Source organism: Leptolyngbya sp. FACHB-541, from assembly GCF_014695875.1.
Classification (GTDB): Bacteria; Cyanobacteriota; Cyanobacteriia; order Elainellales; family Elainellaceae; genus JAAUTN01.
This window is the reverse complement of the sequence record NZ_JACJPC010000041.1, coordinates 24129-49501: the sequence shown is the minus strand read 5'-3', so window position 1 is coordinate 49501 and position 25373 is coordinate 24129. Positions and strand designations below refer to the sequence as shown.

The 25373-nt window shown below is 49.6% G+C and carries 28 protein-coding genes; 12 read left to right on the top strand and 16 right to left on the bottom strand.

From position 1 onward, the window contains the following. Position 1: 1 nt before the first annotated feature. The 3 genes from nei to fabI all read right to left on the bottom strand — a co-directional run bounded on the left by nei (position 2) and on the right by fabI (position 2438). On the bottom strand, positions 2 to 826 hold the full coding sequence (gene nei / locus H6G00_RS06810) for an endonuclease VIII (RefSeq protein ID WP_190796161.1): 825 nt from the start codon (positions 824 to 826) through the stop codon (positions 2 to 4). Next, complete coding sequence (hisB, locus tag H6G00_RS06805) at positions 827 to 1480, bottom strand: imidazoleglycerol-phosphate dehydratase HisB (RefSeq protein WP_190796160.1); 654 nt, start codon at positions 1478 to 1480, stop codon at positions 827 to 829. 181 nt (positions 1481 to 1661) lie between these two features. Then, positions 1662 to 2438 (bottom strand): enoyl-ACP reductase FabI, encoded by a 777-nt coding sequence (gene fabI / locus H6G00_RS06800; RefSeq protein WP_190796159.1) that lies wholly within the window; start codon positions 2436 to 2438, stop codon positions 1662 to 1664. A 379-nt stretch (positions 2439 to 2817) separates the two neighbouring features. Between fabI and ntcA the strand changes: the two genes are divergently transcribed. The 3 genes from ntcA to H6G00_RS06785 all read left to right on the top strand — a co-directional run bounded on the left by ntcA (position 2818) and on the right by H6G00_RS06785 (position 5526). Next, on the top strand, positions 2818 to 3492 hold the full coding sequence (gene ntcA, locus H6G00_RS06795; RefSeq protein ID WP_190646690.1) for a global nitrogen regulator NtcA: 675 nt from the start codon (positions 2818 to 2820) through the stop codon (positions 3490 to 3492). Between the two features lie 69 nt (positions 3493 to 3561). Continuing rightward, positions 3562 to 5043 carry a DUF3084 domain-containing protein gene (locus H6G00_RS06790; RefSeq protein ID WP_190796158.1) on the top strand — a complete coding sequence of 494 codons (1482 nt, stop codon included), beginning with the start codon at positions 3562 to 3564 and terminating at the stop codon, positions 5041 to 5043. 48 nt (positions 5044 to 5091) lie between these two features. Continuing rightward, entirely contained in the window at positions 5092 to 5526 is a 435-nt protein-coding gene (locus H6G00_RS06785) for a pre-16S rRNA-processing nuclease YqgF (protein WP_190796157.1), read from the top strand. Positions 5527 to 5530: 4 nt separating this feature from the next. Here H6G00_RS06785 and H6G00_RS06780 read toward each other — a convergent pair whose 3' ends face one another. From H6G00_RS06780 to psbH, 5 genes are all read right to left on the bottom strand, one after another. Beyond that, the gene (locus H6G00_RS06780) at positions 5531 to 5794 is read right to left on the bottom strand and encodes a DUF3146 family protein (RefSeq protein ID WP_190646687.1); all 264 of its coding nucleotides are present in this window, start codon (positions 5792 to 5794) and stop codon (positions 5531 to 5533) included. Positions 5795 to 5825: 31 nt separating this feature from the next. Then, positions 5826 to 6137, bottom strand: coding sequence for a hypothetical protein (locus H6G00_RS06775; RefSeq protein ID WP_190646686.1), 312 nt, complete (start codon positions 6135 to 6137; stop codon positions 5826 to 5828). A gap of 182 nt (positions 6138 to 6319) precedes the next feature. After that, positions 6320 to 6964 (bottom strand): aminoacyl-tRNA hydrolase, encoded by a 645-nt coding sequence (gene pth, locus H6G00_RS06770; RefSeq protein ID WP_190796156.1) that lies wholly within the window; start codon positions 6962 to 6964, stop codon positions 6320 to 6322. Positions 6965 to 7028: 64 nt separating this feature from the next. Beyond that, positions 7029 to 7379 carry a TatA/E family twin arginine-targeting protein translocase gene (locus H6G00_RS06765; RefSeq protein WP_190796155.1) on the bottom strand — a complete coding sequence of 117 codons (351 nt, stop codon included), beginning with the start codon at positions 7377 to 7379 and terminating at the stop codon, positions 7029 to 7031. Between the two features lie 169 nt (positions 7380 to 7548). Then, entirely contained in the window at positions 7549 to 7752 is a 204-nt protein-coding gene (gene psbH, locus H6G00_RS06760; protein ID WP_190646683.1) for a photosystem II reaction center protein PsbH, read from the bottom strand. Positions 7753 to 7828: 76 nt separating this feature from the next. On the opposite strand from psbH, the gene psbN reads away from it, so the two are divergent. Further along, the gene (gene psbN, locus H6G00_RS06755; RefSeq protein WP_190646682.1) at positions 7829 to 7960 is read left to right on the top strand and encodes a photosystem II reaction center protein PsbN; all 132 of its coding nucleotides are present in this window, start codon (positions 7829 to 7831) and stop codon (positions 7958 to 7960) included. 147 nt (positions 7961 to 8107) lie between these two features. On the opposite strand, the gene H6G00_RS06750 is transcribed toward psbN, so the two are convergent. Next, complete coding sequence (locus H6G00_RS06750; RefSeq protein ID WP_190796154.1) at positions 8108 to 8629, bottom strand: hypothetical protein; 522 nt, start codon at positions 8627 to 8629, stop codon at positions 8108 to 8110. A gap of 20 nt (positions 8630 to 8649) precedes the next feature. Continuing rightward, positions 8650 to 9354, bottom strand: a complete 705-nt coding sequence (locus tag H6G00_RS06745) for a hypothetical protein (protein ID WP_190796153.1) — start codon at positions 9352 to 9354, stop codon at positions 8650 to 8652. Between the two features lie 396 nt (positions 9355 to 9750). On the opposite strand from H6G00_RS06745, the gene H6G00_RS06740 reads away from it, so the two are divergent. Together H6G00_RS06740 and H6G00_RS06735 are read left to right on the top strand one after the other, a co-directional pair. Further along, positions 9751 to 13443 carry an AAA family ATPase gene (locus H6G00_RS06740; RefSeq protein ID WP_190796152.1) on the top strand — a complete coding sequence of 1231 codons (3693 nt, stop codon included), beginning with the start codon at positions 9751 to 9753 and terminating at the stop codon, positions 13441 to 13443. A 55-nt stretch (positions 13444 to 13498) separates the two neighbouring features. Further along, a complete protein-coding gene (locus tag H6G00_RS06735) occupies positions 13499 to 14482 on the top strand; it encodes a Uma2 family endonuclease (protein ID WP_199318353.1) in 984 nt (327 codons plus the stop codon). Here the strand turns inward: H6G00_RS06735 and csaB are convergent. Further along, positions 14479 to 15516, bottom strand: a complete 1038-nt coding sequence (gene csaB, locus H6G00_RS06730; RefSeq protein ID WP_190796151.1) for a polysaccharide pyruvyl transferase CsaB — start codon at positions 15514 to 15516, stop codon at positions 14479 to 14481. The two genes, H6G00_RS06735 and csaB, sit on opposite strands and share 4 nt — an antisense overlap. Positions 15517 to 15634: 118 nt before the next feature. On the opposite strand from csaB, the gene H6G00_RS06725 reads away from it, so the two are divergent. Genes H6G00_RS06725 through H6G00_RS06715 form a run of 3 tightly spaced genes read left to right on the top strand, consistent with a single transcriptional unit; the run spans position 15635 to position 17637 of the window. Beyond that, complete coding sequence (locus H6G00_RS06725) at positions 15635 to 15970, top strand: DUF2499 domain-containing protein (RefSeq protein ID WP_190796150.1); 336 nt, start codon at positions 15635 to 15637, stop codon at positions 15968 to 15970. 50 nt (positions 15971 to 16020) lie between these two features. Further along, positions 16021 to 16374 (top strand): DUF3593 domain-containing protein, encoded by a 354-nt coding sequence (locus H6G00_RS06720; RefSeq protein WP_190796149.1) that lies wholly within the window; start codon positions 16021 to 16023, stop codon positions 16372 to 16374. A gap of 30 nt (positions 16375 to 16404) precedes the next feature. Next, entirely contained in the window at positions 16405 to 17637 is a 1233-nt protein-coding gene (locus H6G00_RS06715; protein ID WP_190796148.1) for an AI-2E family transporter, read from the top strand. Positions 17638 to 17642: 5 nt separating this feature from the next. Here the strand turns inward: H6G00_RS06715 and rph are convergent, their stop codons facing one another. Beyond that, positions 17643 to 18359, bottom strand: a complete 717-nt coding sequence (gene rph / locus H6G00_RS06710) for a ribonuclease PH (RefSeq protein ID WP_190796147.1) — start codon at positions 18357 to 18359, stop codon at positions 17643 to 17645. Positions 18360 to 18765: 406 nt separating this feature from the next. Between rph and H6G00_RS06705 the strand changes: the two genes are divergently transcribed. After that, positions 18766 to 19299: a P-loop NTPase family protein gene (locus H6G00_RS06705; RefSeq protein WP_190646673.1), complete on the top strand. Its 534-nt coding sequence runs from the start codon at positions 18766 to 18768 to the stop codon at positions 19297 to 19299. Between the two features lie 46 nt (positions 19300 to 19345). Next, positions 19346 to 19942, top strand: coding sequence for a dCTP deaminase (gene dcd / locus H6G00_RS06700; RefSeq protein WP_190796146.1), 597 nt, complete (start codon positions 19346 to 19348; stop codon positions 19940 to 19942). On the opposite strand, the gene H6G00_RS06695 is transcribed toward dcd, so the two are convergent. The 3 genes from H6G00_RS06695 to H6G00_RS06685 form a co-directional block, all read right to left on the bottom strand. Then, a complete protein-coding gene (locus H6G00_RS06695) occupies positions 19939 to 21363 on the bottom strand; it encodes an NAD(P)/FAD-dependent oxidoreductase (protein WP_190796145.1) in 1425 nt (474 codons plus the stop codon). The genes dcd and H6G00_RS06695 overlap by 4 nt on opposite strands. Positions 21364 to 21479: 116 nt before the next feature. Then, the gene (cobD, locus tag H6G00_RS06690; protein ID WP_190796144.1) at positions 21480 to 22601 is read right to left on the bottom strand and encodes a threonine-phosphate decarboxylase CobD; all 1122 of its coding nucleotides are present in this window, start codon (positions 22599 to 22601) and stop codon (positions 21480 to 21482) included. A 64-nt stretch (positions 22602 to 22665) separates the two neighbouring features. Further along, the gene (locus H6G00_RS06685; protein WP_190646669.1) at positions 22666 to 22947 is read right to left on the bottom strand and encodes an HU family DNA-binding protein; all 282 of its coding nucleotides are present in this window, start codon (positions 22945 to 22947) and stop codon (positions 22666 to 22668) included. A gap of 435 nt (positions 22948 to 23382) precedes the next feature. Between H6G00_RS06685 and H6G00_RS06680 the strand changes: the two genes are divergently transcribed. After that, positions 23383 to 24585, top strand: a complete 1203-nt coding sequence (locus tag H6G00_RS06680) for a HAMP domain-containing sensor histidine kinase (RefSeq protein ID WP_190796143.1) — start codon at positions 23383 to 23385, stop codon at positions 24583 to 24585. A 141-nt stretch (positions 24586 to 24726) separates the two neighbouring features. On the opposite strand, the gene H6G00_RS06675 is transcribed toward H6G00_RS06680, so the two are convergent. Beyond that, positions 24727 to 25212 carry an orange carotenoid protein N-terminal domain-containing protein gene (locus H6G00_RS06675; RefSeq protein WP_190796142.1) on the bottom strand — a complete coding sequence of 162 codons (486 nt, stop codon included), beginning with the start codon at positions 25210 to 25212 and terminating at the stop codon, positions 24727 to 24729. Positions 25213 to 25373: the final 161 nt, after the last annotated feature.

The window sequence follows — 25373 nt, the reverse complement described above, 5'->3', positions numbered from 1 at the left end:
ATTAGTCGCAGGGCTGGCAGGTGGGACAGTAATAATATCGCCGCCCACCTGAAAATTCTTTAACGATCGCTGTTCCACAGATGTAGCAGGGCTCGTCGGCTCGGTTAAACACGTAATGGCGGTATTCGTTGCGCTTTTGCCCCTGAGCTTTGAGTTGGGCGACAAGCTTAAGTCCATTCGTAATCCCGCCTGTTTGATAAGACTGACGGCTGACGGAGAGGACAGCTTCTGCCAGGGCATCAATCTGTTCAGAAGAACAGTCGGTAGGACGGCGAGTAGGATGGATTTTAGCGACAAACAGTACCTCACTGCGAAGGTAGTTGCCCAAGCCACAGAAAAAGCCCTGATCGAGCAATAGAGAAATAAAGCTGCGACGGTAGAAGCGTTTGTCGTGGAGGCGGGCGATCGCCTGCTCAACGGTAGTCGCTTCATCCAGGACATCGAGTCCCAATTTGCTCAGAAACGGATGAATCAGGATCTCAGGCTCGGTCAAAACTTCGATATCAGAAGCACTGTAAAGCAGGGCTGACTTCTTCTCGTTGTGGATGGCAAGCCGAAGTTGGCGGTTTGTCGCGGGATAGGCATGGGCGGCTCTGATTACCCATTTGCCATAAAGCTGATTGTGGCTGTAGATGCTCAGTTGGTTGTCAAAGCCAATTAGCATAGCTTTGCCTTTGGCAGTCACCGATATAACCTTTCGTTCCACTAGCTTTGATTCGTAAGGCTTGAGCCGCTCAAAGGCAAAGAAGATCTCGGTAACGGGGCGATCGCCAATTGCTTTTGCAATCTGGTCAGCCGCCTGCTTGATTTCTGGCCCTTCCGGCATCTACAGCACGCCTTTAGAACTGGGAATGGTATGCGCTCGGCGGGGATCAACCTCGACTGCCATTCGCACCGCCCGTGCAAACGCCTTAAAGGTTGCCTCAATGATGTGATGAGAATTAATCCCATCCAATTGGCGAATGTGTAGCGTCATTTGAGAATGGTTGACGATCGCTACAAAAAATTCGCGCACCAGTTGCGTATCGTAAGTGCCAACTCGCTCTGTAGGGATTTCTAACCCGTAGCTGAGGTGGGGCCGTCCAGAGAAATCTAGCGTAACCTGAACTAGCGCTTCATCAAGGGGAGCGAGGAAATGCCCGAAGCGGACAATGCCTTTGCGATCGCCCAACGCCTTTGCTAAAGCTTGCCCCAGCGTGATTCCCACGTCTTCGTTGGTGTGGTGGTCGTCAATTTCCAGGTCGCCTGTTGCCTGCACATCCAGATCAATCAAACCGTGTGAGGAAATCTGGTGCAGCATGTGATCCAGAAATGGGATTCCCGTTGCTGCCGAGCAGTTTCCCTGTCCATCCAGGTTCAGGCTTACGTGTACGTCCGTCTCACCCGTTTTTCGGCTAACGGAGGCTGTCCGAGCAGGTAACTCTAAATTAAAGGAAGGACGCTTTTTTGAGGAAGTCGCTGCGGGGTCGCGGGTTTGCATGAACCTGAATCCAAATTGCTGGTGAAAAAACTATTTCTATTATCTCTTCAAGATCTTAGGAAATTTCTGGCAGGAAATTTAAACCCTTGGTAGGGGCAGGTTTCGCCAAAGTGTTTGCATCGAAACAACAGAACTGTTGCTAAACCTGCCCCTACAGACATTTTGTTTGCTGGAAATTTCCTTACATCCCCATGATGGCGTAGCCCGAATCGACGTAGAGAACCTGCCCTGTAATGCCGCTAGAGAGGTCACTTGCAAGGAAAGCAGCCGTATTGCCGACTTCGGTTTGGGTGACAGTGCGGCGTAGGGGGGCAATTTCTTCAACGTGGTGAATCATGTCTAGAATTCCACCAACGGCTGAAGAAGCCAGGGTGCGGATTGGGCCAGCAGAGATGGCATTCACGCGAATGTTTTGGGGTCCGAGTTCTGCGGCGAGATAGCGGACATTCATTTCCAGAGCTGCTTTAGCGATTCCCATAACGTTGTAGTTAGGAATGACGCGAACACCGCCCAGATAGGTCAACGTGATGATGCTGCCGCCTTCGGTCATGAGGGGGCTAGCGGCGCGGCTAAGCTGCACCAGTGAGTAGGCGCTAACGTCCATCGCCAGGTTGAATCCATCGCGGCTGGTTTTGCTGAAGCCGCCGGTCAGGTCATCTTTGTTGGCAAAGGCGAGGCAGTGAATCAGAATGTCGAGCTTGCCCCATTTCTCCCCAACGGTTTTAAAGATCGACTCGATCTGCTCATCGTTTTGCACGTCGCAAGGCAAGAACAAGCTGGGTTGGAGCGGCTCTACCAGTTCTGCCACTTTCTTTTCGTACCGTCCCTTTTCGTCGGGCAGGAAGGTCACGCCCAAGTTGGCTCCAGCTTGATGAAGCTGTTGGGCGATTCCCCAGGCGATCGAGCGGTTGTTGGCGATGCCTGTGACGAGAGCGTTTTTGCCAGTCAAGTTCAGCATGAGAATCTGTGAAAAATCTTTATTTAGGCGCAACTAGGAGAATACTGGAAAACTAGGATCTAAGGATAGAGGATTCGTTTTGGTGTGGTCGTTTCACTTTAGGGCGATCGCCTTGTATCGTAGATAACATAAGCCTTTCGAGTCCCTTCATCAAAGCTCAAACCTGGCTTAATTTTGAACAAGTTCAGCGCTACCGACGCAAAGTTATGTGGATTTACTGAGGAACTTTCGATACAGGTTGGCAGATTTTGTATCGTCGTGTACAAAAAACAGTCTCGCAGTTAAGTTTTAGTGTTCTAAAGTCAGAGATCTCTCACAGGAAGCAGGGGATCTATGCATGACCTGATTCAGTCTATACGACAGTGGGTAGGGCGAGGGTATGGTAGTGACGCAAGATAGACCACCGCTAGCGAATGTATTTCGGCAGCTGAGTGGCGGGGCTTTTCCGCCTGTGGTGGAGTCGTTTGATCGAAGTAAGACTATTTTCTTTCCAGGTGATCCCGCTGAGCGCGTCTATTTTTTGCTCAAAGGAGCCGTGAAGCTGTCCAGAGTCTACGAGGCTGGAGAGGAAATTACGGTTGCTCTGCTGCGAGAAAACAGCGTGTTTGGCGTATTGTCTCTAATCACGGGACATCGCTCTGATCGGTTTTACCACGCCGTTGCTTTTACACCTGTTGATTTGCTCTCGGTTCCAATTGAGCAGGTTGAGAAGGCGCTGAAAGATAACCCTGAGCTGTCGATGCTGATGCTCCAGGGACTTTCATCTCGGATTCTGCAAACCGAGATGATGATCGAAACGCTGGCACACCGAGATATGGGTTCTCGGCTGGTGAGTTTCCTGCTGATTCTTTGCCGCGACTTTGGCATGCCCAGCCCGGATGGGATCACGATTGACCTGAAGTTGTCGCATCAGGCGATCGCCGAGGCAATTGGTTCTACCCGCGTGACAGTAACTCGTCTGCTAGGTGACCTGCGGCAAGATAAGATGATATCTATCCACAAAAAGAAAATTACCGTTCATAATCCTGTTGCCCTTAGCCAGCAATTTACTTAAGTCAACGCATCGACTCGTTCACCTCGTTCAGAATGCAGTAGGCTGTATCTGGACTGTTTCTAACCAGCGATGACCGCTCAGTTAGTCCTGATTGCAGCAATTTTAGTACTGGGGGGGGTGATCGCCACGGTGGGCGATCGCCTTGGGATGCGGGTGGGTAAAGCTCGGCTGACCCTGTTTAACCTGCGCCCCCGACAGACTGCAACGATTGTTACCGTTCTCACAGGTAGCGTTATTTCTGCTTCTACTTTTGCGCTCCTGTTTGCCTTAAGTGAGCAGCTTCGTCGCGGTATTTTCGACTATGAAGAAATTCAAGAGAACTTAACTACTGCCCGCCAAGACCTGGAAGAGGTGAGCGAGGAAAAGCAGCAAATTGAGACTCAACGAGATCAGGCGATTGAGCAACAAATGGCTGCCCGGAGGCGACTGCGACAGATTAACCGGGATTTGGAAGCGGCGGTCGCCCGTCAAGCCGGAACTGCTGCCCAACTTAACCAGGCTCAAAACCAACTCAACCAAACTCAGCGCCAACTGGGTCAGATCCGTTCTAGTTTTGAGCAGGCCCGTGCTCAACTGGGTCGGGTCACACAGCAGGCAAATAGCCTCCGGTCAGAAATTCGGGAGCTTCAGGTTGGGCGGCAGCAGTTAATTCGACAGCGGGAAGAAGAATTAGCGCTGCGGGATCAGGCGATCGCCGAACGAGAAGAACTGCTGCGTCAACTCGAAGCTCAAAGAACATTCCTCGTTCGAGAGGTGCAATCTCTTGAGCGAGAGTTTCAAGGCTTACGCCAGGGCAACGTTGCTCTCCTGCGGAATCAAGCTCTTGTGTCTCGTGCCTTTCGCATTGTTGATCCGGCTGTCGCGCCTCAGGTAATTTATCAACTATTGCTAGAGGCTAATCGAGTCGCAGTCCAAGAAATCTTACCTGATGCAGATAACTTAGATCAGCAAGTCATCGATATTACAAATGCTGAGGTTGAGCGTTTAGTCAGTCAAATTCGGGATGGACAGGAATACGTTGTGCGGATTCTTTCGGCAGGCAACTATGTCGTGGGAGAACCGTGTGTTGTAGCTGGAGAATCCTGCATTCAAGTGTTCGCGGCTGCCACCCCCAATCAGGTTGTATTTTTAGATGGAGAAATTGTAGCGTCCGTTTCTGTCAATCCATCCGCTGCCACGGACGAAGAACTGCTTGACCGAATTAGGCTATTGGCAGCGGCCTCCCAGTTTCGGGCCAGGCAGGCAGGCATATTGCTAGACATACCGCAAATTGCAGATGGTCGAACTCAAACTTTGATCAACTTTTTGCGCCAGGTAAAGCAATACAATCAGCCTGTTGAAATCCAGGCGATCGCCTCAGACATCACCTATACTGCGGGTCCAGTTAGGTTAGAGCTAGTTGCAGTTCGAGACGGCCAGGTTTTATTTGGGACAGAGCAATCCTCACCCTTATTCGTTCCACAACAACCCGATTCGCAGTCGCCTAGACCGGAACAGCCTGCCCCTAACCCAAGCAATTCAGACCGGAACAATTCAGATCGGAATAATTAGGAACAGTTCAATTGAATGAATTCTCGCAGGTTTTATTCTTCAAACCGCATGGTATCCCCGTTCTTTGACTCCAGTCAGCCAGCTATTTTGGGTTTTGATCCCGGTCGCCAAAAGTGTGGTGTAGCAGTCATGGGGCTAGACCGCAGCCTCTTCTATTGTGAGGTGATCCCCGCAGAGGAGGCGATCGCCACCATTCAGTCGTTACGCAAACAGTTTCCGATTTCGATGCTAGTGATGGGCGATCAAACCAGCTCTAAAGAGTGGAAGCAAAAGCTCAGTAGCAGTCTGTCAGAACCACTGCGAATCGTCATGGTAGATGAGCGATTTAGCACCCTGGAAGCTCGCGATCGCTACTGGCAGATGTATCCACCAAAAGGTTTGTCTCGCCTTCTACCACAAGGTATTCGTACCCTCCCCCGCCCAATCGACGACATTGTAGCGATTCTCTTAATCGAGCGTTATTTGGGCAGGTTGACGGCTTAGGCGGTTAAATCTCTGCCCGAATCGTAAACGAATAATCTCCACCTGGCTCAAGCTGGTAGTCACATTTTTCTAGGAAGCGACCTAGTGGTTCTTGAATCAGCGCTCTACCTAGAGAAGGCTCAACGGATAGCTCTCCTCGGTTAAAGCGCCACTGAAACTGCCACTGATAATCACTCGCTGTCACCTCACCTTCAATTCTGCCCTGTTGCCAAGACTGGTGAGTGATGCGGACATAGGCAGTCGTTTCAGGTAGACGCTTGGAACTCACAGTTACTTCTATTTCCTACTTGAGCTATTTCCTATTGAATGGAGGATGTTCCTACCGGTTGCGCTTCAGGTTCAAGTACCCATAGCACCAGTCCTTTTGGAATTCTAGTAAGCACAACCGTATTGCCTCTGTCAGTCATGCGTTGAGCTCCTCGCCGAGCCGCTTCCACGGTTGGGAAGAATTTGACAAACACATAAAACTGGTCTTCAAAAATAATGGCGCTGGTTGGTCGTGGCGTGTCAGGCAACAGTACATGACACTTATCAACTACTTTTTGAAACAAGATTGGAGTGGGTTCTGGTGAGCTGGCATGTTGGGATTCTAAACCAAAGTCGTTGAACATAAAGTGCTTTTTCGGCTAATCAAAAACCGGAGAAATTTAGCTCTAGACTTTCCTAGAATCTTTGAGTCACAGCATTTCCAGCCTGAGTATTGACACAGGCTTAGAGTGAATCTAGCGAAGGTCTTAGGATTAAGCTAACAGCCTTAAGGCAGAAATGAGTAAAGTCTTTGGCTTTTAGCAAGTTATGCAAGGCTATTGTCAGCAGCAACAGAGCGACTGTTATAGAGGCTCATCGCTTTGGAAATTCCCTGTTTTAGGCTTAACTCGACAGATGATAAGACCATCTGCAGCACCTCTGACATAATCTGCTCTTCTGCTTTAGAAAATTGCCCTAACACATGAGAAACGGTGTCTTTGTCAGAGGAAGCAAAGTTTTTGGGGCTATCGATGCCAATGCGGAGGCGAGGAAAGTTTTGCGTACCCAAGTGAGCGATCGCTGACTTCATACCCTTTTGCCCACCTGCTGAGCCAGAGAGCCGCAGCCGAATTTTGCCCACTGCTAGATCCATATCATCGTAGATGACCAGCACCGATTCTGGCGGCAGCTTAAACCAATCGGTTGCTGCCCGAATTGACTGCCCTGAAAGATTCATGTAGGTTAGCGGCTTCAGCAATCGAATTTTTTCGCCGTGTGGGCCTCGTCCTTCGCCAAAAACTGCCTGAAACTTACGATTTTCAGACATGCTGATGCCCCACGATCGCGCCAGCAGGTCGATCGCCTCAAAGCCAATGTTGTGCCGAGTTTTATCATATTTTGCTCCCGGATTGCCCAACCCCACAATTAACTGTGGAATCACTAACTCAGGAGCCGCAGAAGTGTCTGTCATTTGAAGTGTCTGTCACTGCTGGCGATCGCCTACTACCCTCCTACCCAATTCCTAATCTCAATCTCTAACTCTGAGTAACCTTCTCATCTGCACTTGCTTCAGCCTCAACCGCTTCAGCTACTTCAACTGCCTCAGCTACTTCAGCCTTAGTTTCAGCTTCAGTTGCGGTGGGTGCTAACGCCTTGCGCGAAGACGGAGTTTCTAGCTTAGCTTCCATCGGCTGACTTACTGTCTTTTCTAGCCGCTCCGCTTCCTTCTTAAACTCGTTTTCAAATTCCTTAGACGCTTCCTGGAAGCCTCGAATCGCTTTGCCTAGACTACGACCGATCTCTGGTAGCTTTTTGGGACCAAAAACCAGCAAGGCAACGACCATAATCAGCGCCATTTCTGGTAGACCAATTCCAAAAACATTCATGCTGCTTCCTCCTAAAACTGCGGGTGGGCGATCGCCCCTCTAACGACAGACTCAACTTTTTAGTATAGGGCGAACAAAAAACCCCGGACGAGCCGGGGCAGGTATTCATCCAATATCCACAACCAAAGGAAAACTTGTAAACTATCTGCTGCGATCTAGCTACAGCAAGCTATTTACCTAGCGTACTCCAGTCTACGTCCAGACCTTCGAGCAGCAAGGAAGAATTGTAAATTTGCAGAATGATCAACAAAAACACGAAAAATAAACCCATAAAGACAGCCATCAGCGGTGTCGTTCCCCAACCGGGAGCAACCTTACCGTATTCAGAGTTTAGAGGCTTGAGGAGATTTCCCAACCGAGTCTGTTGTGCCATGAGTGACCTGCGATAAATCTCAATATTTTAACGATCCGTAATATTATAAGAGAATACTACTCATAATTGATCGCTTATGGAACCCGCAACAGTTTTTAGCATTTCTATTGGTGTTTTCTTGCTAGCCGTTACAGGCTTCTCTATTTATACCTCGTTTGGCCCCCCTTCCAAAGAACTTGGCGATCCATTTGAAGATCACGAAGATTAGAAAGCGCTTAAGTAAGACAAGCGTTTGTAATTAAACGCAAACTTTGCCGTGGTCAAACCTACTGACGGCGTTCAGGTGCAGCTTTCCATCACAGCTGCCCTGTCCTTAGAATCGGCAAAATGGACACGTCAAGTTAGCAAAAGGTTTTCAAACCTTTAATTCTCTTACCCAACGATGCCAGTAGGCTGCGGTTTTAGAAGTCTGTTTCAAAATAGTATCCGGAGACAGAGGGGCTGGCCAGAATGCTAAGGAATAGGAGTCTACTGACTCTTCTTCCTGTAACAAGGTATCAGCTCGCCCGCCACCAGTCATGTTGTGAGCGCAGTAACGCACACGATAGGTTCTTGGCGGTAATGGAATGTTGCATACGCACTCGCCATTCCAGTCAAACAAGCGAACCTCTTCTCTTTCTACGGTGAAGGGAACCTCCACTATTTCTTCCCAGAAGTGATCAATGGGTGGAGGAGAATCAAATATATCGAGAGTGAAGTTAACCCTACCTGTGTGCAGCCCGGTTAGGAGAAAGAGCGATCCTGGTGAAGCAGCACCGCACAGTCCGTTGTTTTGCCCGACAAATGAAGCTTCTAGTCCGCTAAAAATTCTATCTCCGGTCTCAACGTAAGCTTGACCGTAATGGACGTACAATCGTCCTTCAAAAACTCTTGCCATAGATTTCAACAAAGTTGGTGTCACAATTTTAGCCGTGCCACAATTTCAGCAAGATGGGGAGCAAACTGTTGAGCGGCTTCATTGCTGGAGAAAGACCCCGCAGGAGAGCGACTAATTACCCCTGTGACAATTCCATAAAGCGTCGTGCCATCTGTCGCAACATATCCATAGGCGTGATCGATCAAGGCTCCGTTGGCATGGGTGGTGGTGTAGCCGTAGCGCAGTCCAGGTAGGCTACCAACTGTTACTTCCTCCGGTGTTTCAGCTACAAAGCTGGTGGTGCTGTCGTTTAGTGTGCGATCGCGCTCAATTGAATTGTATTGGGACTCAATCCACGCTCTGAGTGCAGCTATGGGTTCCCCTTGAGAGTCAGCGAGCATTGCTTCAAACTCTGAGTTGGGAATGGGTTGGCTAAATAGGATTACTGTGCCGAGGATTTCGCCATTTTCATAAACGCATAGTAAGGTCGGATTTTCACAAGGAGTGACCTGCCAGCCTTCTGGAGCAGAAGTGTCTCCCAAAACGGCAGACCAACTCGAGGTATCGGATGGAGTAGTCACTGTTTCGGGAAGCTGAGATTGGGCGATCGCATCCGTAGGCGTTGTAGAAGGAGCTACCTCTAGTGGCAAAGGCTGAGGTTCCATTTGCAATTCGGTATAGGCAGCAATGCCCAACGCAACGAAGGAAATCGTTGCTAAGGGCAGGAAGAAAGCAAGAATTTTCATCTGGAAAGCTACTTTCCTAATATTCCTAAACAGCACAGAAAGTCTTAGACAAGCGAGCAAATTAAGTGGACTGTCCCTAGAGGTTCTTCATCCAGTCAAAGAGCAATTCCGTCTCCGTTACCAGAAACACTTTAAGAAGAATGAATGACATGCAACCTAGTCGTTTTCGCGTCATTCATACCTTAAAAGGTGATTCGAGTACAAAATTTATCTTCTACTGTAGAGAGAACATTATCCTTAGTAGTTGCAGAAACTGATACGTTACACCGGGATTAATCTACCGCTCTCTTTTAGTAGGCAAAAAGCTTAAAACGTTTGTATAGCCGGCATCGAAGCCATTCAGTTTGCAGAGTGGTTTAATGAAGTGAACAAGAGATCGAAGTAAGGCAAGTCACGATGACCGTTGAGGAAGCACTGGCTATTTTAGATACAGCCTTACAGCAAGAGCGCCTAAACGACGTTCAAGAAATCGTCTTTCGCTGCTGTTGGGAAGGGCAGACCTATGCTGAAATTGCCGATTCAGCGGGGTATGACCCTGGTTATATCAAAGATGTCGGCTCCAAACTATGGCAGCTTCTATCAGAATCTCTGGGCGAAAAAGTCAGCAAGGGCAACCTCCAATCCGTCCTCCGAAGAAACCTCCACCGCCTTCCACCTACCCCAGAACCTACTGATCTCTCTGCCTCTTTATCCTCGACTTCTGCTCCTTCTAGCCCCCAAACCCTAGCCCCTAACCCCCACCCCCTAGCCCGCAGTTCCCAGTTCCTAACCCCTCACTGTGACTGGGGAGAAGCAATCGACGTTTCTACCTTTTATGGTCGAGCAGAAGAGCTAGATACGTTAAAGCAGTGGATTTTGGGCACTCAAACTAGCCAACCTTGTCGCCTAATCGCCATGTTGGGAATGGGCGGCATTGGCAAAACGTCTCTATCAGTGAAGCTGGCACAAGAGATCGTTGAGGGTGCAGGAGTTACAGAGATATCCCCTCATAACCCGTTCGAGTTTGTAATTTGGCGATCGCTCCGAAACGCTCCCTCAATAGAAGATATCCTCGCCGACCTAATCCGTATTCTCTCGAACGATCAGGAAACTGAGGCTAATTTATCCAAAGAACTCAGCGCTAGAATTACTCGGCTGATTCACTATTTCCGCACTCACCGTTGCTTGCTGGTATTGGATAATGCCGAAACAATTTTGCGTGGTGGTGACTATGCCGGATATTACCGCGAAGGCTATGAGGGCTATGGAGACTTGCTGCGGCGAGTGGGAGAAGTGACTCACCAGAGCTGTCTGGTGATCACCAGTCGAGAAAAGCCGAGGGAATTTGTCTCTCTGGAAGGCGATACATTACCCGTGCGATCGCTGAATCTGATTGGCTTACGGGGAACTGACGGACAGGAAATTCTTAAAGCAAAAGGTGAGTTTGTTGGTTCTGAAGCTGAATTAGAAGCACTCACTAATCGCTACGCTGGGAATCCACTGGCGCTAAAGATTGTCGCTACCACGATTCAAGACCTATTTGATGGCAGCATTGCCGAATTTTTGGCACAAGGTACTGCTGTCTTTGATGACATTCGCACCCTGCTAGACCAGCAATTTAGCCGCCTGTCAGACTTAGAGCGGGAAATGATGTATTGGCTGGCGATCGACCGGGAACCTGTTGCTTTCGCCGATTTGCAGGAAGATCTGCTGGTACCTGTCACCAAAACACAGTTAATCGAGGCGATTGGCTCACTGCGGCGGCGATCGCTAATTGAAAAAGCAACCTCTACACCGGGCGATCGCCAGTCCAACAGCTACACGCAACAGCCCGTTGTCATGGAGTATGTGACTGAAAATCTAGTTGAGCAAATTTGCCAGGAAATTCTCACTGAAAAGCTCTCACTGTTTATCACTCACGCGCTGCTCAAAGCTTCAACTAAAGACTACATTCGAGAAAGCCAGATTCGGATTGTTCTAGAGCCGATTATCAATCAACTCACGTCTCGACTGCGGACGAAGCCAGACGTTGAGCAGAAGCTAAATCGAGTTTTGGAAAAGCTGCAAGAATTGGCTGACCAGAGCGGCTATGGTGGCGGCAACTTGATTAACTTATATCGGCAGCTTAAGACCGATTTGACGGACTACGATTTTGCTCAAGTCAAAGTGTGGCACGCCTATTTAGCCGATATGAGCCTGCACCGGGTTGATTTTACCGACGCGGATCTGGCGAAATCCGTATTTGCTCAAACGTTGGGCAGCATTCTGTCAGTTGCCTTTAGCCCCGATGGAACTCTCCTGGCTACCAGCGATGAAGATGGCGAAATTCGGGTTTGGCAGGTGGCAGACGGCAGACAGCTTTATACCTGTCGGGAGCACACCGAGTGGGTCTGGTCGATTACCTTTAGCCCTGATGGAGAGGCGATCGCCAGCAGCAGCAAAGACAAAACCGTGCGGCTGTGGGATTCTGCTACGGGACAGTGTTTTCAGGACTTGCAGGGGCACACAGGTTGGGTCTGGTCCTCCGCTTTCAGTCCTGATGGTCAAACCCTGATCAGCGGCAGTGAAGATCAGACGGTAAAACTGTGGGACGTTAACACAGGCGACTGTCTCAACACCTTTGAGGGACACTTGGGCGGGGTCTGGTCAGTTGCTTTTAGCCCGGATGCCAAACACTTTGCTAGCGGCGGCGTAGATCAAACCGTGCGGCTGTGGGATGTAAAAACAGGGAAATGTCTCCTCTTAGACGGACATACAAACCGCATCCGATCCGTTGTGTTTAGCCCCGATGGTCAGCTTTTGGTCACGGCTGGTGATGACCAGTCGGTGCGGTTTTGGCAGGTTAGCACGGGAGAATGTTTGTACGTTGCGCCCCACGACAGCCGCATCTGGTCGGTGGCATTTAGTCCTGATGGAGAACTGGTGGCGATCGCCAGTGACGACCAAACCATCAAGCTTTGGGAAGCTCACACCCGCCAATTTCTCAGAACCTTTCAAGGACATAGCAGTCGGGTCTGGTCAGTGGCATTTAGTCCTGATAGCCAGACACTTGCTAGTGGCAGCGATGACCAGACCATTCGCCTTTGGGAAGTTCACAGCGGGCAGTGCCTTCGCAGCTTTCAGGGACACAACAACTGGATCTGGTCAGTCGCCTGTAGCCCCGACGGAAATTCCCTTGCCAGCGGCGGCGAGGATCGGGCAGTGCGATTGTGGGATTTGCAAACTGAGAAATGCTTTAAGGAATTGCGGGGACACACTGGACGCATCTGGTCGGTCGCCTTCAGTCCGAATGGGCAGCTTATCGCCAGCGGTAGTGATGACCAAACCATTAAACTGTGGCAGGTGAGAACTGGACGCTGTCGTGCTACGCTGCGTGGACATACCCGCCAAGTGCGCCTGATTGCCTTTAGCCCCGATGGTCAGCTTTTAGCCAGTGCTAGCGGCGATCGCACCGTCAAACTCTGGGAAACTAGTACCGGACAATGCCTTAAAACATTGCGAGGACACACAAGTTGGCTCTTTTCTGTTGCTTTTAGCCCTGATGGTAAGCGTCTAGCAACCGGCAGCGATGACCAAACCGTTCGCCTTTGGGATGTAAATACAGGCGAATGTCTAACCGTGCTGGAGGGACACACCAAGATTGTTCTGTCGGTTGCCTTTAGCCCGAACGGCAACACCGTCGCCAGCAGCAGCGACGACCAAACGATTCGACTGTGGGATGTCAGCACGGGGGAATGCACCCGCACCATTTCTCAGGAAGCGGGTTGGGTGCAAGTTGTCGCCTTTAGCCTTAATTCTGAACCGCTGATTCTCGCTAGCAGTGGTAACGACCAGATGATTAAGCTGTGGGATATTACTCAGACTGAGTGCCTGAATCAGTTGCAGGGGCATAGGAAAGCTGTGAATGCGATCGCCTTCAGTCCCGATGGACAGTATCTTGTCTCCGGCAGCGAAGACGAAACGATCAAACTTTGGCAAGTCAAGACCGGAGACTGTCTTAAAACTCTCAGGGCAGAACGTCCCTACGAAGGCATGAACATCACAGGCACAACTGGACTTACTGCCGCCCAAAGAGCGACTTTAAGAGCATTAGGGGCAGTAGAGTTTTGATTGCTGGTGAGTTGTGTGTAGTGCTAGCTACGAAAGTTAAGACAGGAGGGAGGTTATGTCCATTCTCGATAACCTAACGGCTGAAGGTCGGGCAAGACGAGTTGAGCAAACTGACCCGCCGCGATCGCCCCGCGAAACCCTGCCTACCATGTATGATTTGCCCAGCGAAGATCCAGAGGAGCCTGGTTTGCCCGACGAGTTTCACGACCTGCAACCGCAACTGCTCAGCCGCACTCTACGCCTCAGCCGCTACAGCCGCGAAAACTGCTTCACCGCCTCTGACCTTAACCTCTATTACGATGTCGCCCACCCCCTGTGGCAAAAACGCCCAGATTGGTTTCTGGTGGTCGGTGTGTCTCGTCTATACGAGGGCAAAGACTTGCGCCGCAGCTATGTAGTGTGGCAAGAAGGCAAGTTTCCCTCTGTAATTGTTGAGTTTTTGTCTCCTGGCACCGAGGCAGACGATTTAGGTCGGTTTCATAGTGCTGTTACACCTGCAACCTCACCTGAATTGAACGGAGAGTCCTCCCAAGACATGAAACCTCCCGGCAAGCTAGAGGTATACGAGCAGTATTTACGAGTGCCGCACTACATCGTCTACAGTCGCTACACCAGACAATTGCGTTACTTCAAGCTGGCAGGGGGACAATATCAGGAGCAACCCGTTGGTGAAAGGGCTCCGTTCATCTGGCTAGATGACCTGGAGCTTGGCTTAGGAATTTGGCAAGGTGAGTTTGAGGGTGTGCCAGATTCCTGGTTGCGCTGGTGCGATCGGGAAGGCAACTGGCTACGAACTGACACCGAGCAGGAACAGTTTGAAAAAGAACAAGAACGGCTTGAAAAAGAGCAGGAACGTGCTGCCAGAGAGCAGGAAAGACTTGAAAAAGAACAGGAACGCGCCGCTAAGGAACAAGCTCAGTCTCAATTACTCCAGACTGTCCGCAACCTGCTAGCCACCGGAATGGAACTTGAGCAAGTTATTGCGATCGCAGGATTAACAGAGGAGCAAGTGCGGGCGCTTGATACAACTGATCCTTAAACTCTCAGAGCTTGGTGCAACAGGTCTTGGTGCATTAAGGCTCTGTCTCGAAGGGAGTGGATCTGGTCAGCAGAGAGTGGGTCGCCGTTGGCGTACAGTTCCAGCCAGGTTTGACAGATTTGATTTGGGTCACTGGGAATTTGGTCAAGTGTGCAGCCAGGAAGGTCTAAGTCCTGCATGAGCTGGCTGACTTTAGGGTCATAGCTAATCGCAAAACAGCGACACTCAGCGGCGGCTGCCATGATTAGCCCATGAAAGCGCATGGCGATCGCCATTTCCACTCCCTCAAACACGCCTCGCAACTGCTGCGGATCTTCGAGCGTCAAAATGTGGCAGGGGCCAGGAAGCTGAGGTTGAATTGCCTGGGCGATCGCCAAATCTTGCTCAGGCTGAAACGGAATCAGCAGCAAACAGGTTTGAGTCGCCTTTTGAAAATCAGCCAGAGCACGGGTCAACACTTGGAATCGGGACGGAGTCAACTCTGGATGAGGACGCAACACTACTGCAACTCTAGGAGCAGGCAAATTCCATAAACCCGGAACGGACTTAGGCTCCAGTGCCCAAACCGGATCAGGCGCTAGCGTACAGGGAATCTTCCAGTCCATCAGCAACTTAGCAGAAGCGCGATCGCGCACACTCACTGCCGCACAACCCGTAAAAGCCTTTTCTGCCAAGCAGCGTGTTGAAGCACGATTTAAAGGGCCAATTCCCTGAGCCCAGGCGATCGTCTTAAGTCCCATCCGTCGTGCCAAACCCATCAGTCCCGCATAGTAAACCGGACTGAGGGCACTGGTTGCATCCTGCATCAAACTTCCGCCGCCCCAGATGAAAACATCTGATCGCCTTAAAACTTGAAAGATTGAGGAAGACATGCGATCGCCCGCTGCTACTCCATAGCGTCGTGCCGTTTCAGCCGGATTGCCCGACAGCACAAACGGCTCTATGTGGGCAGGTAGCATTTGCAGCAAAGCCGCTAAAAGTGCCTCATCTCCCCCGTTGCCCTTGCCATAGTAACCGCACAAAACCGCCCGCATTCGCCGTTCCAACCATCCCGAACAACATACCCTTTACAATACCTGATTGAAAGGGTTGATTTTTCGTACTCTGAGCTGACGAACAATCAACTTCCTAAAACAGCCTCTCAACCCTAATATGCACGCTCTCTCTATCCCCACCTGGATTATTCACATCTCAAGTGTGATTGAATGGATCGCCGCAATCTGGCTGATCTGGACGTATGCAGAAGTCACGCAAAATCAGGCGTGGCGGGCTTTGTCATTTGGAATGCTGCCTGCGTTAGTCAGCGCCATGTGTGCCTGCACCTGGCACTTGTTTGACAATGCGCCTGAGCTAGAATGGCTAGTCACTTTGCAAGCCGCCATGACCGTTGTGGGCAACATCACACTCTGCCTTGCTGCCTGGTGGATTTGGCGATTAGCGCTCCGCACAACTCCGCAGGAACCGCCTCTTCAAACAAAAGACAAATAACCTCTAAAGCGACCCCTAGCCCATAACCCCTAATCCCCCACATCCCTCTCATGCCTTCCAAAGAAACCCTCTTCGCCCTCTCCCTCTTTCCTTACCTTGGCTTCCTCTGGTTTTTGACCCGTTCCGGTCAAACGCCTCGCCTTGCCCTAATTGGGTTTTATATGACGCTTGTGTTTGTTGCAGTGACTATTCCTATTGGCATCTATGCTCAAGTTGCCTATGGGGAATCTCTAGCAAATGTGGATTTTTTGCATGGTGGGGCAGAAGTTTTCCTGACACTCTCAAATGTGTTGGTTCTGCTAGGATTTCGGCAAGCAATTCAGCAAAAACAGCAGACTATCGAGAATCAATCCAAAAAAGATTCCGAGAATCAAGCAGAAACAGGTGTTGCTGATTTGGGATGAGTGTAATTTCAGTTTTTAGGAGCTAGCTCTGTGAAATTGGGTCAGTGGCTTGGCTTTCTGTGTTTGGCGATCGCCCTGGTGATTCTCTGGCAAATCCGTCAAATACTACTGCTGGTGTTTACGGCGGTTGTGCTGGCAACTGCACTTAACAGCCTGGTACAGCGATTTCAAAGAGCCGGAATGCGCCGCAGTGCCGCAGTGCCACTGACATTAGGGTTGTTGTTGTTAGTCAACATCCTGTTTATTGTTCTCATTGTGCCGCCCTTCCTCAACCAGTTTTTGCGATTAGTAGAGTTGCTGCCTAGAGCCTTTGCCGAAGTGTTGGAATGGGTAGAATACCTGGTTAATCAGCAACCCACCTGGCTGCCAGAATTGGAGCTACCCACGCCCTCTAACCTGACCCGAGAACTGCAACCGCTATTCAGGAATCTGCTCGAAAACTTCTTTGCATTCTTCTCAAATTCCCTCACGGCAGTACTGCAATTTTTGCTGGTGATCGTTCTGACGATCATGTTTTTGGCAGACCCCACCTCCTATCGTCAGGCTTTCTTGCAGCTTTTTCCATCATTTTATCGACGACGAGCAGACGAAATATTGGTGAAATGCGAAGTTTCGCTAGGCAACTGGTTGGCTGGAATCTTAATCAACTCCCTGTTTATTGCCACACTCAGCGGTGTCGGACTTTGGATACTGCAAATTCAACTGGTGCTGGCTCATGCTCTGCTAGCAGGATTGTTAAACTTCATTCCCAATATTGGCCCAACGCTGAGCGTGGTTTTTCCGCTGACAATCGCTCTGCTCGATGCACCCTGGAAGGCTGTTGCTGTACTCATTCTTTACCTGGTGATTCAGCAAATTGAGAGCTACTGGCTCACTCCTACTGTAATGGCGCAACAAATCTCACTTCTGCCTGCTGGTACCCTGGTTGCTCAAATTTTCTTTGCTAACTTCTTTGGCTTTTTGGGGCTGTTACTAGCTTTACCGCTAACGGTTGTGGCCAAAACCTGGATTGAGGAAGTATTAATTAAAGACGTTTTAGACAAATGGGATAAGAAACCCCAGTGGATATCAGTGGGAGTGACAGAAGGGTTAGCGACCTTGCCGCTTGTAGACCCCGTTGAGAGAGATTTCCCCTTTACAGATTCTTCTGCAAAAGATGCTGCTCCAGGAAATGCTGCCTCTGCGGAAGCCGTTGCATCCCAAGATGGACAGGCGATCGCCCCCAACAATCCTGAAAACGCTCCACCCGAACCTCCCATCTAGTGAGCTTATTGAAGTGCCTGACGCTGTAACTCCAACAGTTCCTGAATGCCTTTTTCGGCTAAGTCCATCATCTGGTTAAGCTGAACGCGAGTAAAGCTACCTTCTTCTGCGGTTCCCTGTAACTCGATCAGGCTCAGATCTTGATTTAAAACAACATTAAAATCAACAGTTGCGGCGACATCTTCGGGGTAGTTGAGGTCTAGGAGAGGAGCCTCTTCAATTAGACCAATGGAAACAGCGGCAATCTGATGATGCAGGGGCGATCGCTCCAATTCTCCCCGTTCTATCAATTTTTGCAACGCATCACTCACCGCTACATAGCCACCCGTAATTGCAGTTGTGCGCGTCCCGGCATCCGCCTGTAACACATCAGCATCCACAATCAGCGTGCGTTCACCCAATGCCTTCATATCAATCGCCGATCGCAGACTGCGCCCGATCAAGCGCTGAATTTCCTGCGTTCGCCCCGACAGTTTCATAAACTCTCGCTCCTGGCGCTGCGGCGTGGCTCCCGGCAGCATTCGATATTCTGCGGTAAGCCATCCCTGCCCCGTTCCTTGTAGGAATTTGGGCACCCCAGGTTGAACCGTTACCGTACACAGCACTTGAGTATCACCACAGTGCGTTAAAACTGAACCAGCCGCAAAGCGAGTAAACTGTCGCTCAAACCGAACTGGACGCAGTTGGTCAGGTTGCCGACCATCAGGACGCTGCCAAACCATTCTGATTGCCTCATATGTGCCTCTTCTCCTCAGAAGGATACAGCGTTTTGGGGATTGGGGTTGAGAGTTAGGCGAAGAGATAGGGTCGTGTAGGGGCATAGCATTCGGGCAATAATGCTTGCTCTATTCCAAAGATTGTCTGCCGAATGCTACGCCCTTAGGGAGTTTTGCTTCTCAAACAACATTCTAATCACATTCAGCAAGTAGCTCTTGATCAGTTGACGACTGTACATCTGTAGTGTTTGATAAAGGGAAAAATCAGGGAGATGACGCTACATTTTGTTTTTTCTATCTGGATTTATTCAGGCAAAAGCCGTATGCTTCTGAGTAACGTATCCTTGTACTAATCCAGTACCAACCAACGCTTTACGACCCGTCAAAACCCGATTCGCTAGAGTGATTTCCTATGGTTTCCCAACTCGAAACCCAAGCTACTGGTTCTAATCGCCATTCCTACACCATTGGGGGATTGATTCAAGTTTTTACATCTCCCTACCGCAGTTTCTTCACAAACGTGATGGCGCAAGCATTAGGCATTGCCGGTCAGGGAAGAACTGTCTTGGTAGTGCAGTTTCTCAAAGGCGGCATTGGACAGGGGCATGAGCATCCGGTAAAGCTGGGGCAAAACCTAGACTGGCTGCGCTGTGATTTGCCTCGCTGCATTGACACCGCTGAGATTGAAGACACTGAAATGCTAGCTTTGCTTGACCTTTGGCGCCACACCCAGAGTGTTGTTGCAGAGGGCAAATACTCGCTGGTGGTGCTGGATGAATTAAGTTTGGCGATCAATTTTGGGCTGATCCCAGAAACGGAAGTTTTAGCGTTTTTGGAAAATCGTCCGTGTCATGTAGACGTAATTTTGACCGGACCAGAAGTGTCTGAATCCATCCGAAATGTAGCTGACCAGATTACCGAGTTAAGGCGAAGCGATCGCCCCTAAACACAATTCAAAGTTGCTCCTAATTATTCTCTATTCCTAAAAAATCATGATTAAGAATGACACCTGGATTGCTCAAATGGCAGCTCAGGGCATGATTGCCCCATTCGAGCCAAGTCTAATTCGAGGCATCAGTTTAGAATCAACGGCAATGCGTCCGGTGATTAGCTATGGGCTTTCTTCCTACGGTTATGACATCCGCTTGTCCCCGACAGAGTTTCGCATTTTCCGCCACATTCCCGGTACGGTTGTCGATCCCAAGCATTTCAATCCCGATAATTTAGAACCCGCTCGACTGCACACTGACTCCAGTGGCGAATTTTTTATTCTACCTGCCCATTCTTACGGGTTAGGAGTGGCGCTAGAACGGCTGCAAATTCCTGACAACATTACGGTCGTTTGCATTGGCAAGAGTACCTATGCGCGCTGTGGCATCATTGCGAACCTAACTCCTGCAGAGGCGGCATGGCGCGGACATTTGACGTTAGAGTTTTCTAACTCCTCTAGTGCAGACTGTCGGATCTATGCGAATGAGGGAATTGTGCAACTCCTATTTTTGGAGGGAGAACCCTGTGAGGTCAGCTACGAGACGCGCCGAGGTAAGTATCAGGATCAGTCGGAAATGGTGACGCTGGCAAGAGTTTAACGACGAAAGTTGAACCAGCTTTCTAACAGGTTTTGTTGGAAGGGGTGGCGATCGCCCCACTTCCTTTCCCATTCCATCGCGGTCTGCTGCACGATCTCTGACCAGGTTGGAGAAATTGTCGGCAGGGTTGCTAGCGCTTTAATGTGCAGGTTTTGGCGAATGGCGAGGGCGATCGCCCCGACAATTTCACTTACGTTTGCGCCAATCAGATGTGCGCCTAAAATTCTGCCATTGCGATGCACAATCAGTTTGCAGAAGCCTGTTGTTGCACCACAAATCTGAGCCTTTGCTAACGTTTTGAAAGTCTGTCGCAGCACGATCACATTCTTATCAAACTGGTCCCCAAACTGTTGAATCACTTGCGCTTCGGTTAGTCCCACTCGTGCCAGTTCGGGGTCAGTGAAGATTGCCCAGGGAATGGTTCGGTAGTCTGTTTTGGTGGAAGGAAAGAAGAGTGCATTTTTGAGGGCGATCGCCGCTTCATACTGTTCTAAATGTGGAAAGGGGTAGCCACCCAACGCTTCACCACAGGCGTAAATGCGGGAATTCGATGTTTGCAGTCTGTTGTTAACTGGAATTCCTTTTGCCGTAAACTTCACCCCAGCAGCTTCTAGATTAAGTGAATCGAGTTGGGGTTGTTGGGTCGCAACTATGATTTCGTCGGCTTCGAGGGCGCGATCGCCTGCCTGCACCCATTTCTTATCATCCAGTTGCTTTACCTGAGTCACCTGAGTTTGACTGAGAATTTGCACGCCTTCTGACTCCAGGTGAACTTGCATCAGGTGGGCAACCTCAGTGTCTTCGTGGGGCAATAAGGTTTTGACGATCAGTGTCACCTGATAGCCAAACCGCACCAGGGTTTGAGCCAACTCCAGTCCGCTGGGTGTGCCACCCAGAATCACAATATGTGCAGGCGATGGCGGAGGGGTAAGCCAAAAAGTCTCTAGAGTACAGGGTTGGGCGGTAGCTAGTCCATCAATTTTGGGGATTGTAGGACGAGAGGCTGTTGCAATCAGATAGGTGCGCGATCGCAGCGATCGCCCATTTACCCCAAACGCTAAGTGTGGACGACGGATAAACTCCCCCGTACCTACAATCACATCTACGCCAGAAGCCGCCAGAATGGGAAGCGATCGCTCTCCTTCGTCCTGCACCTCTGTCACCCACTGCGCCCACTGAAGTGAGGCTGACCACTGCACGGGTGCGTCGAAATTTCCTCCAGGTAGTCCCCACTGTTCAACGTGACGCATCTGCTGAGCAACTCGCCCAACATGGACTAGGGTTTGATGGCGCAGGATTTGATTTCCTAAGAATTCAGGTTCTACTAGGGCGACACGAGCTTTGAGGCGACTTGCAGTTAGGGCAGCATAACGCGCAGCCGCAGTTCCGCCGATGATAACCAGGTTGTAATCGGGAGGCATAGACAAGAGGAAACTGGGGCTAGGGTCTCACAGGTAGGTTGGGTTGAGGGTACGAAACCCAAAGATATAAGTCAACAATAGAAGGTTGTGTTGGGTTCCGCTTTGCTTCACCCAACCTACTTCAGCGCTTTTAACAGTTGTTGGTTTTCGGGTAGCGTGCGGACAGCGACGCGGAAGTAGCGATCGCCCAACTCGGGGAAACTCATACAGTCTCGAATCAGGATGCGGCTTTGCTCTAGCAGTTGTTGCTGAAGCTGCATGACGGAATGGTCGGATTGCACCAGTAAATAATTTGCTGCACCTACAAGCGGAGACAAACCAGTCAGGTCTGAGAGCCCTTGAAAGAGCTGCGATCGCGCTTCTGCCAACCAGTCCCAGGTTTGCTGCTGAAAGGTAGTATCTTGCAAAACGGCAACTGCGGCGGCCGCCGCTAGGGTGTTAACCGACCAGGGATCGCGCCACTGTTGCCAGCGCTGGAGGCGATCGGGGTGGGCGATCGCATAACCAATTCGCAGCCCTGGCAAGCTGTAAAACTTAGTGAGCGATCGCAAAATGACCAGGTTAGGATAATCTGACACCCATTCGATCAGGCTTTGCTGCTGGTCAGGTGGCAGAAAATCCATGAATGCTTCGTCCACAACCACCAGCGCAAACTGTTCTAAATAGGGCAAAATCTCTTTGCTTGAAAATAGCCGACCTGTTGGATTGTGTGGATTGTTTAACAGCAGACCCATTTGGGCTGGCTGAGAGGGCAAATCTAACAAAATTTGAGGTAAAACTTGAGGCTGAAATGACGAAACGACCTTTGCAGAAGCTTCTACGGAAACTTCTACAAAGGTCGTTGCTGATGAGGTATCCAGGTTTAGTGGACAGCGAACAATTTTCGTATTAAAGGCTTTAAGCGATCGGAGGTAATCTCCAAACGCTGGAGTGAGGAGGTAGGTTGCATCCAGTTCTGCTAGCTCGCGGCTTGCCCAGGTGAGCAACTCCGCAGAGCCATTTCCCGGCAAAATCCAATCAGGCGACAGGCGATGAAACTGACTCAACGCCTGTCGCAACTCTTGATAATTGGGGTCGGGATAGTTTCGCAGATCGCCTAAATGATTATGTATGGCGGCGATCGCTGAGTGAGGAGGTCCCAGCGGATTAATACTTGCAGAAAAATCGAGAATCATAGAGGGGGAACAACCTGCCAGCGATGCTGCCCAAGTTAAATTTCCCCCATGTCGAGGTCGCACTGAAGATACCTGCACGGATATTTTTGCACGGACATGGTTGCGAGAAGCCCTCGCAGGAACGGTTCTATTTTGGGGGAGCGACCTTCTCTTTAAACAGCTTGCCAGCAGAAAAAGCAGGCACTTTCGTCGCTGGAATTTCCATCGCCTCGCCTGTTTTGGGATTGCGACCCTCACGGGCTTTGCGTTCACGTGGTTCAAATGAACCAAAACCAACCAGCGTTACCTTTTCACCCTTAGAAACCGCTTCCATGATGGAATCGATGGCAGCAGTCAAAACGGCATCGGCTTGTTTTTTGGTTACATTGGCTTTTTCAGCCACGGAATCAACTAATTCGCCCTTGTTCATGGGAATCTCCTTGGAGCTATGAGCTGAGTAGATAAGGTATTCCAGAACTCAAATTGAGATCTAGAGTAGAAAATCGAGTGGAAAGTTGAGGCAAAACCGCTGAAACTCCCGCAGACTCGAATTTTCAATGCTTTATTCTAAGGTCAAGTTGAGCGATATGGAACGGTAAAACCTTTAATTTATATAGATTTGGGCACTTTTTAAGCAATTTCATCCAAAAAATTAGAGACTTAAGGGTAATTAATAAGCTTGAATGAGTCAATTTACTCATTGCAATGGTCATGAGTTGTTCATTTTGGATTAGCAATTCTCCACAATTGAAAAATAACAAACCTCAATAATAAGCACCCTCAACTCATAAAATTCACACCCTGGATAGTAGTTTAGTTTGATAATCTGCACTAACAGTTAAAGGGTTACTTGACATTTAACCTAATGACAGATTTCGGCAAACTGCTCACCCCAAAAATTGATGGCATCATAGAAGACTGGATCAAAGCGGTTTATCAGGATGAGCAGATTGAAACAACCCGTGAGCTAACTCACAAGGCAGTGCGAGATAGTCTTCCTAGAGTGCTGGAAGCAATGGCAACGATGCTATCTCAGTCTGAGGTGAGTGATGTACAAACGCTGGTTGATGCAAGTCTAGAACACGGGGTAGTGAGGGCAGCGCAAGGATTTGAACCGTCAGAAATCGCGCGCGAATATCGACTTTTGCGATCGATTCTATTCTCAACGCTAGAAACAGATTTGTTGCAAGGTTCACCTAAAGAAATGCTGCGGGCAGTACGACTGATTGACATGGTGATTGATGAAGCGATCGCCCGCTGCTTTGATAGCTACACGCAAGGACGACTGCAAGAATTAGAGCAGTTGCAAAATGAGCTTCGGTTAACCAATCAGGAACTGACGCGACTGGTTCGAGCTAGCAAAACGAACTTGTCTCATCTTGCCCACGAGCTAAAAACTCCTCTGACTTCAATCATCGGCTACTCTGATTTGTTTCTGCGTCAACATCGCCAGAACCCTGGATTGCGAGATGCGGTTCCTAATCTAGAAAGTATTGAGCGTGTCCTTACGGGAGGACGGCAGCTTTTGCGTCTGATTAATGATGCGTTAGAAATTTCGCGCTACGAAGCTGGACAAATGCAGCTTCAGGTGACTGAGATTGCGGTGCAGCCTTTAATTCGGTCGGTGGTGGAAATGGTTGAAACCCTGGCTAATGCCAAAAACTTACAGCTACAGGTGGACTGCGATCGCGCTCCCACCCAAGTAGTAACCGATCCACTAAGGCTTCAGCAAATTACCACTAATTTATTGAGTAACGCCATTCGCTACACCGACGCGAAGGGATCGGTGCAGTTAACTTGTGAGATGGTTTCAGACCAGATGTGGGCGATCGCCATTACAGACAGCGGCATTGGGATTAGCCCCGAAGACCAAAAGCGAATTTTCGAGCCCTATTTTCAGGGCAGCTTGGGCGATCGGGAAAAGGTTCCAGATAGTACTGGGTTAGGACTGGCGATCGTTTCCCGATTGGTCAAACTGTTGTCCGGTCAACTTGAAGTTGTCTCTCAGCCAGATGTTGGCTCTACCTTTACAGTTAAATTTCCTTTAGAGTTGCCTTTTAAGAATTGAGGCGATCGCCTATATAAAAAGGGTGATCGCCTCAAAAACGGGATGGACGAAGGGCAATTATCTTTGCCCGTTACAGGAGTTTAGTGAGATTAGATGGGTAAAGCAAAGGGGTGCTTACCCTACTGCTAGCGCACCTTTCTCTTAAATTTGGGTGCTTTGGGGTGAACCACTACCCATGGGCAACACAACACTCTTCGCAAAAGTGATTTTGTCCTCCAGGCTGAGCGGCTTCAGTTGCTCTAGGAAGCTTTGTGGCTGTTCAGGCAGATTGTAGTCAGAAGGCACTTGAATGACGGAACCTTCGTCCATGCCTTGTGCCAGTGCGTACCAGAAAAACAGCTTGGTGCTGGAATCTAGAGCCCCATACTGGCGGCTAAGATCAGTGTCTTTGCGAGAAGCAATGTCCCGCTGAATTTGAAGCTGTTCTTCCTTAGAAGCTTCCTTAACTTGGTTAAACCAGCTTCCGGCAATCGCAGCACCCGTTGAGTTGTCATTGGGCTCTGGCGAAATCTGGTTGCCAATGTCTTTGTAAAGATACCAGAGAAGGGCAAGCTGCTCGTCTACATTAAAACCTTGGAATGCTTGCACAGCTTCCTTCTGGTTGTTCTGGATGTTGGTAAATGTCATAAAAGAGTTACTCAAATTCGTCAAATTCGTCATCGGTGTTTTCACCTGAACAACAACGTAACGAGATTTTAAGAATGGAAAACTCTCCTATGGGCATAGATGGCGAAGCGACCAAAGTTTGAGATCGGCTTAGCTTTGTAGCGGTTTTGTAAGCCTTAACG

Bases quoted from the DNA above. Each gene is read 5' to 3' on its own strand.
- nei (WP_190796161.1), bottom strand. From the start codon at position 826: ATGCCGGAAGGGCCAGAAATCAAGCAGGCGGCTGACCAGATTGCAAAA.
- hisB (WP_190796160.1), bottom strand. From the start codon at position 1,480: ATGCAAACCCGCGACCCCGCAGCGACTTCCTCAAAAAAGCGTCCTTCC.
- fabI (WP_190796159.1), bottom strand. From the start codon at position 2,438: ATGCTGAACTTGACTGGCAAAAACGCTCTCGTCACAGGCATCGCCAAC.
- ntcA (WP_190646690.1), top strand. From the start codon at position 2,818: ATGGTAGTGACGCAAGATAGACCACCGCTAGCGAATGTATTTCGGCAG.
- H6G00_RS06790 (WP_190796158.1), top strand. From the start codon at position 3,562: ATGACCGCTCAGTTAGTCCTGATTGCAGCAATTTTAGTACTGGGGGGG.
- H6G00_RS06785 (WP_190796157.1), top strand. From the start codon at position 5,092: ATGGTATCCCCGTTCTTTGACTCCAGTCAGCCAGCTATTTTGGGTTTT.
- H6G00_RS06775 (WP_190646686.1), bottom strand. From the start codon at position 6,137: ATGTTCAACGACTTTGGTTTAGAATCCCAACATGCCAGCTCACCAGAA.
- pth (WP_190796156.1), bottom strand. From the start codon at position 6,964: ATGACAGACACTTCTGCGGCTCCTGAGTTAGTGATTCCACAGTTAATT.
- H6G00_RS06765 (WP_190796155.1), bottom strand. From the start codon at position 7,379: ATGAATGTTTTTGGAATTGGTCTACCAGAAATGGCGCTGATTATGGTC.
- psbH (WP_190646683.1), bottom strand. From the start codon at position 7,752: ATGGCACAACAGACTCGGTTGGGAAATCTCCTCAAGCCTCTAAACTCT.
- psbN (WP_190646682.1), top strand. From the start codon at position 7,829: ATGGAACCCGCAACAGTTTTTAGCATTTCTATTGGTGTTTTCTTGCTA.
- H6G00_RS06750 (WP_190796154.1), bottom strand. From the start codon at position 8,629: ATGGCAAGAGTTTTTGAAGGACGATTGTACGTCCATTACGGTCAAGCT.
- H6G00_RS06745 (WP_190796153.1), bottom strand. From the start codon at position 9,354: ATGAAAATTCTTGCTTTCTTCCTGCCCTTAGCAACGATTTCCTTCGTT.
- H6G00_RS06740 (WP_190796152.1), top strand. From the start codon at position 9,751: ATGACCGTTGAGGAAGCACTGGCTATTTTAGATACAGCCTTACAGCAA.
- H6G00_RS06735 (WP_199318353.1), top strand. From the start codon at position 13,499: ATGTCCATTCTCGATAACCTAACGGCTGAAGGTCGGGCAAGACGAGTT.
- csaB (WP_190796151.1), bottom strand. From the start codon at position 15,516: ATGCGGGCGGTTTTGTGCGGTTACTATGGCAAGGGCAACGGGGGAGAT.
- H6G00_RS06725 (WP_190796150.1), top strand. From the start codon at position 15,635: ATGCACGCTCTCTCTATCCCCACCTGGATTATTCACATCTCAAGTGTG.
- H6G00_RS06720 (WP_190796149.1), top strand. From the start codon at position 16,021: ATGCCTTCCAAAGAAACCCTCTTCGCCCTCTCCCTCTTTCCTTACCTT.
- rph (WP_190796147.1), bottom strand. From the start codon at position 18,359: ATGGTTTGGCAGCGTCCTGATGGTCGGCAACCTGACCAACTGCGTCCA.
- H6G00_RS06705 (WP_190646673.1), top strand. From the start codon at position 18,766: ATGGTTTCCCAACTCGAAACCCAAGCTACTGGTTCTAATCGCCATTCC.
- dcd (WP_190796146.1), top strand. From the start codon at position 19,346: ATGATTAAGAATGACACCTGGATTGCTCAAATGGCAGCTCAGGGCATG.
- H6G00_RS06695 (WP_190796145.1), bottom strand. From the start codon at position 21,363: ATGCCTCCCGATTACAACCTGGTTATCATCGGCGGAACTGCGGCTGCG.
- H6G00_RS06685 (WP_190646669.1), bottom strand. From the start codon at position 22,947: ATGAACAAGGGCGAATTAGTTGATTCCGTGGCTGAAAAAGCCAATGTA.
- H6G00_RS06680 (WP_190796143.1), top strand. From the start codon at position 23,383: ATGACAGATTTCGGCAAACTGCTCACCCCAAAAATTGATGGCATCATA.
- H6G00_RS06675 (WP_190796142.1), bottom strand. From the start codon at position 25,212: ATGACATTTACCAACATCCAGAACAACCAGAAGGAAGCTGTGCAAGCA.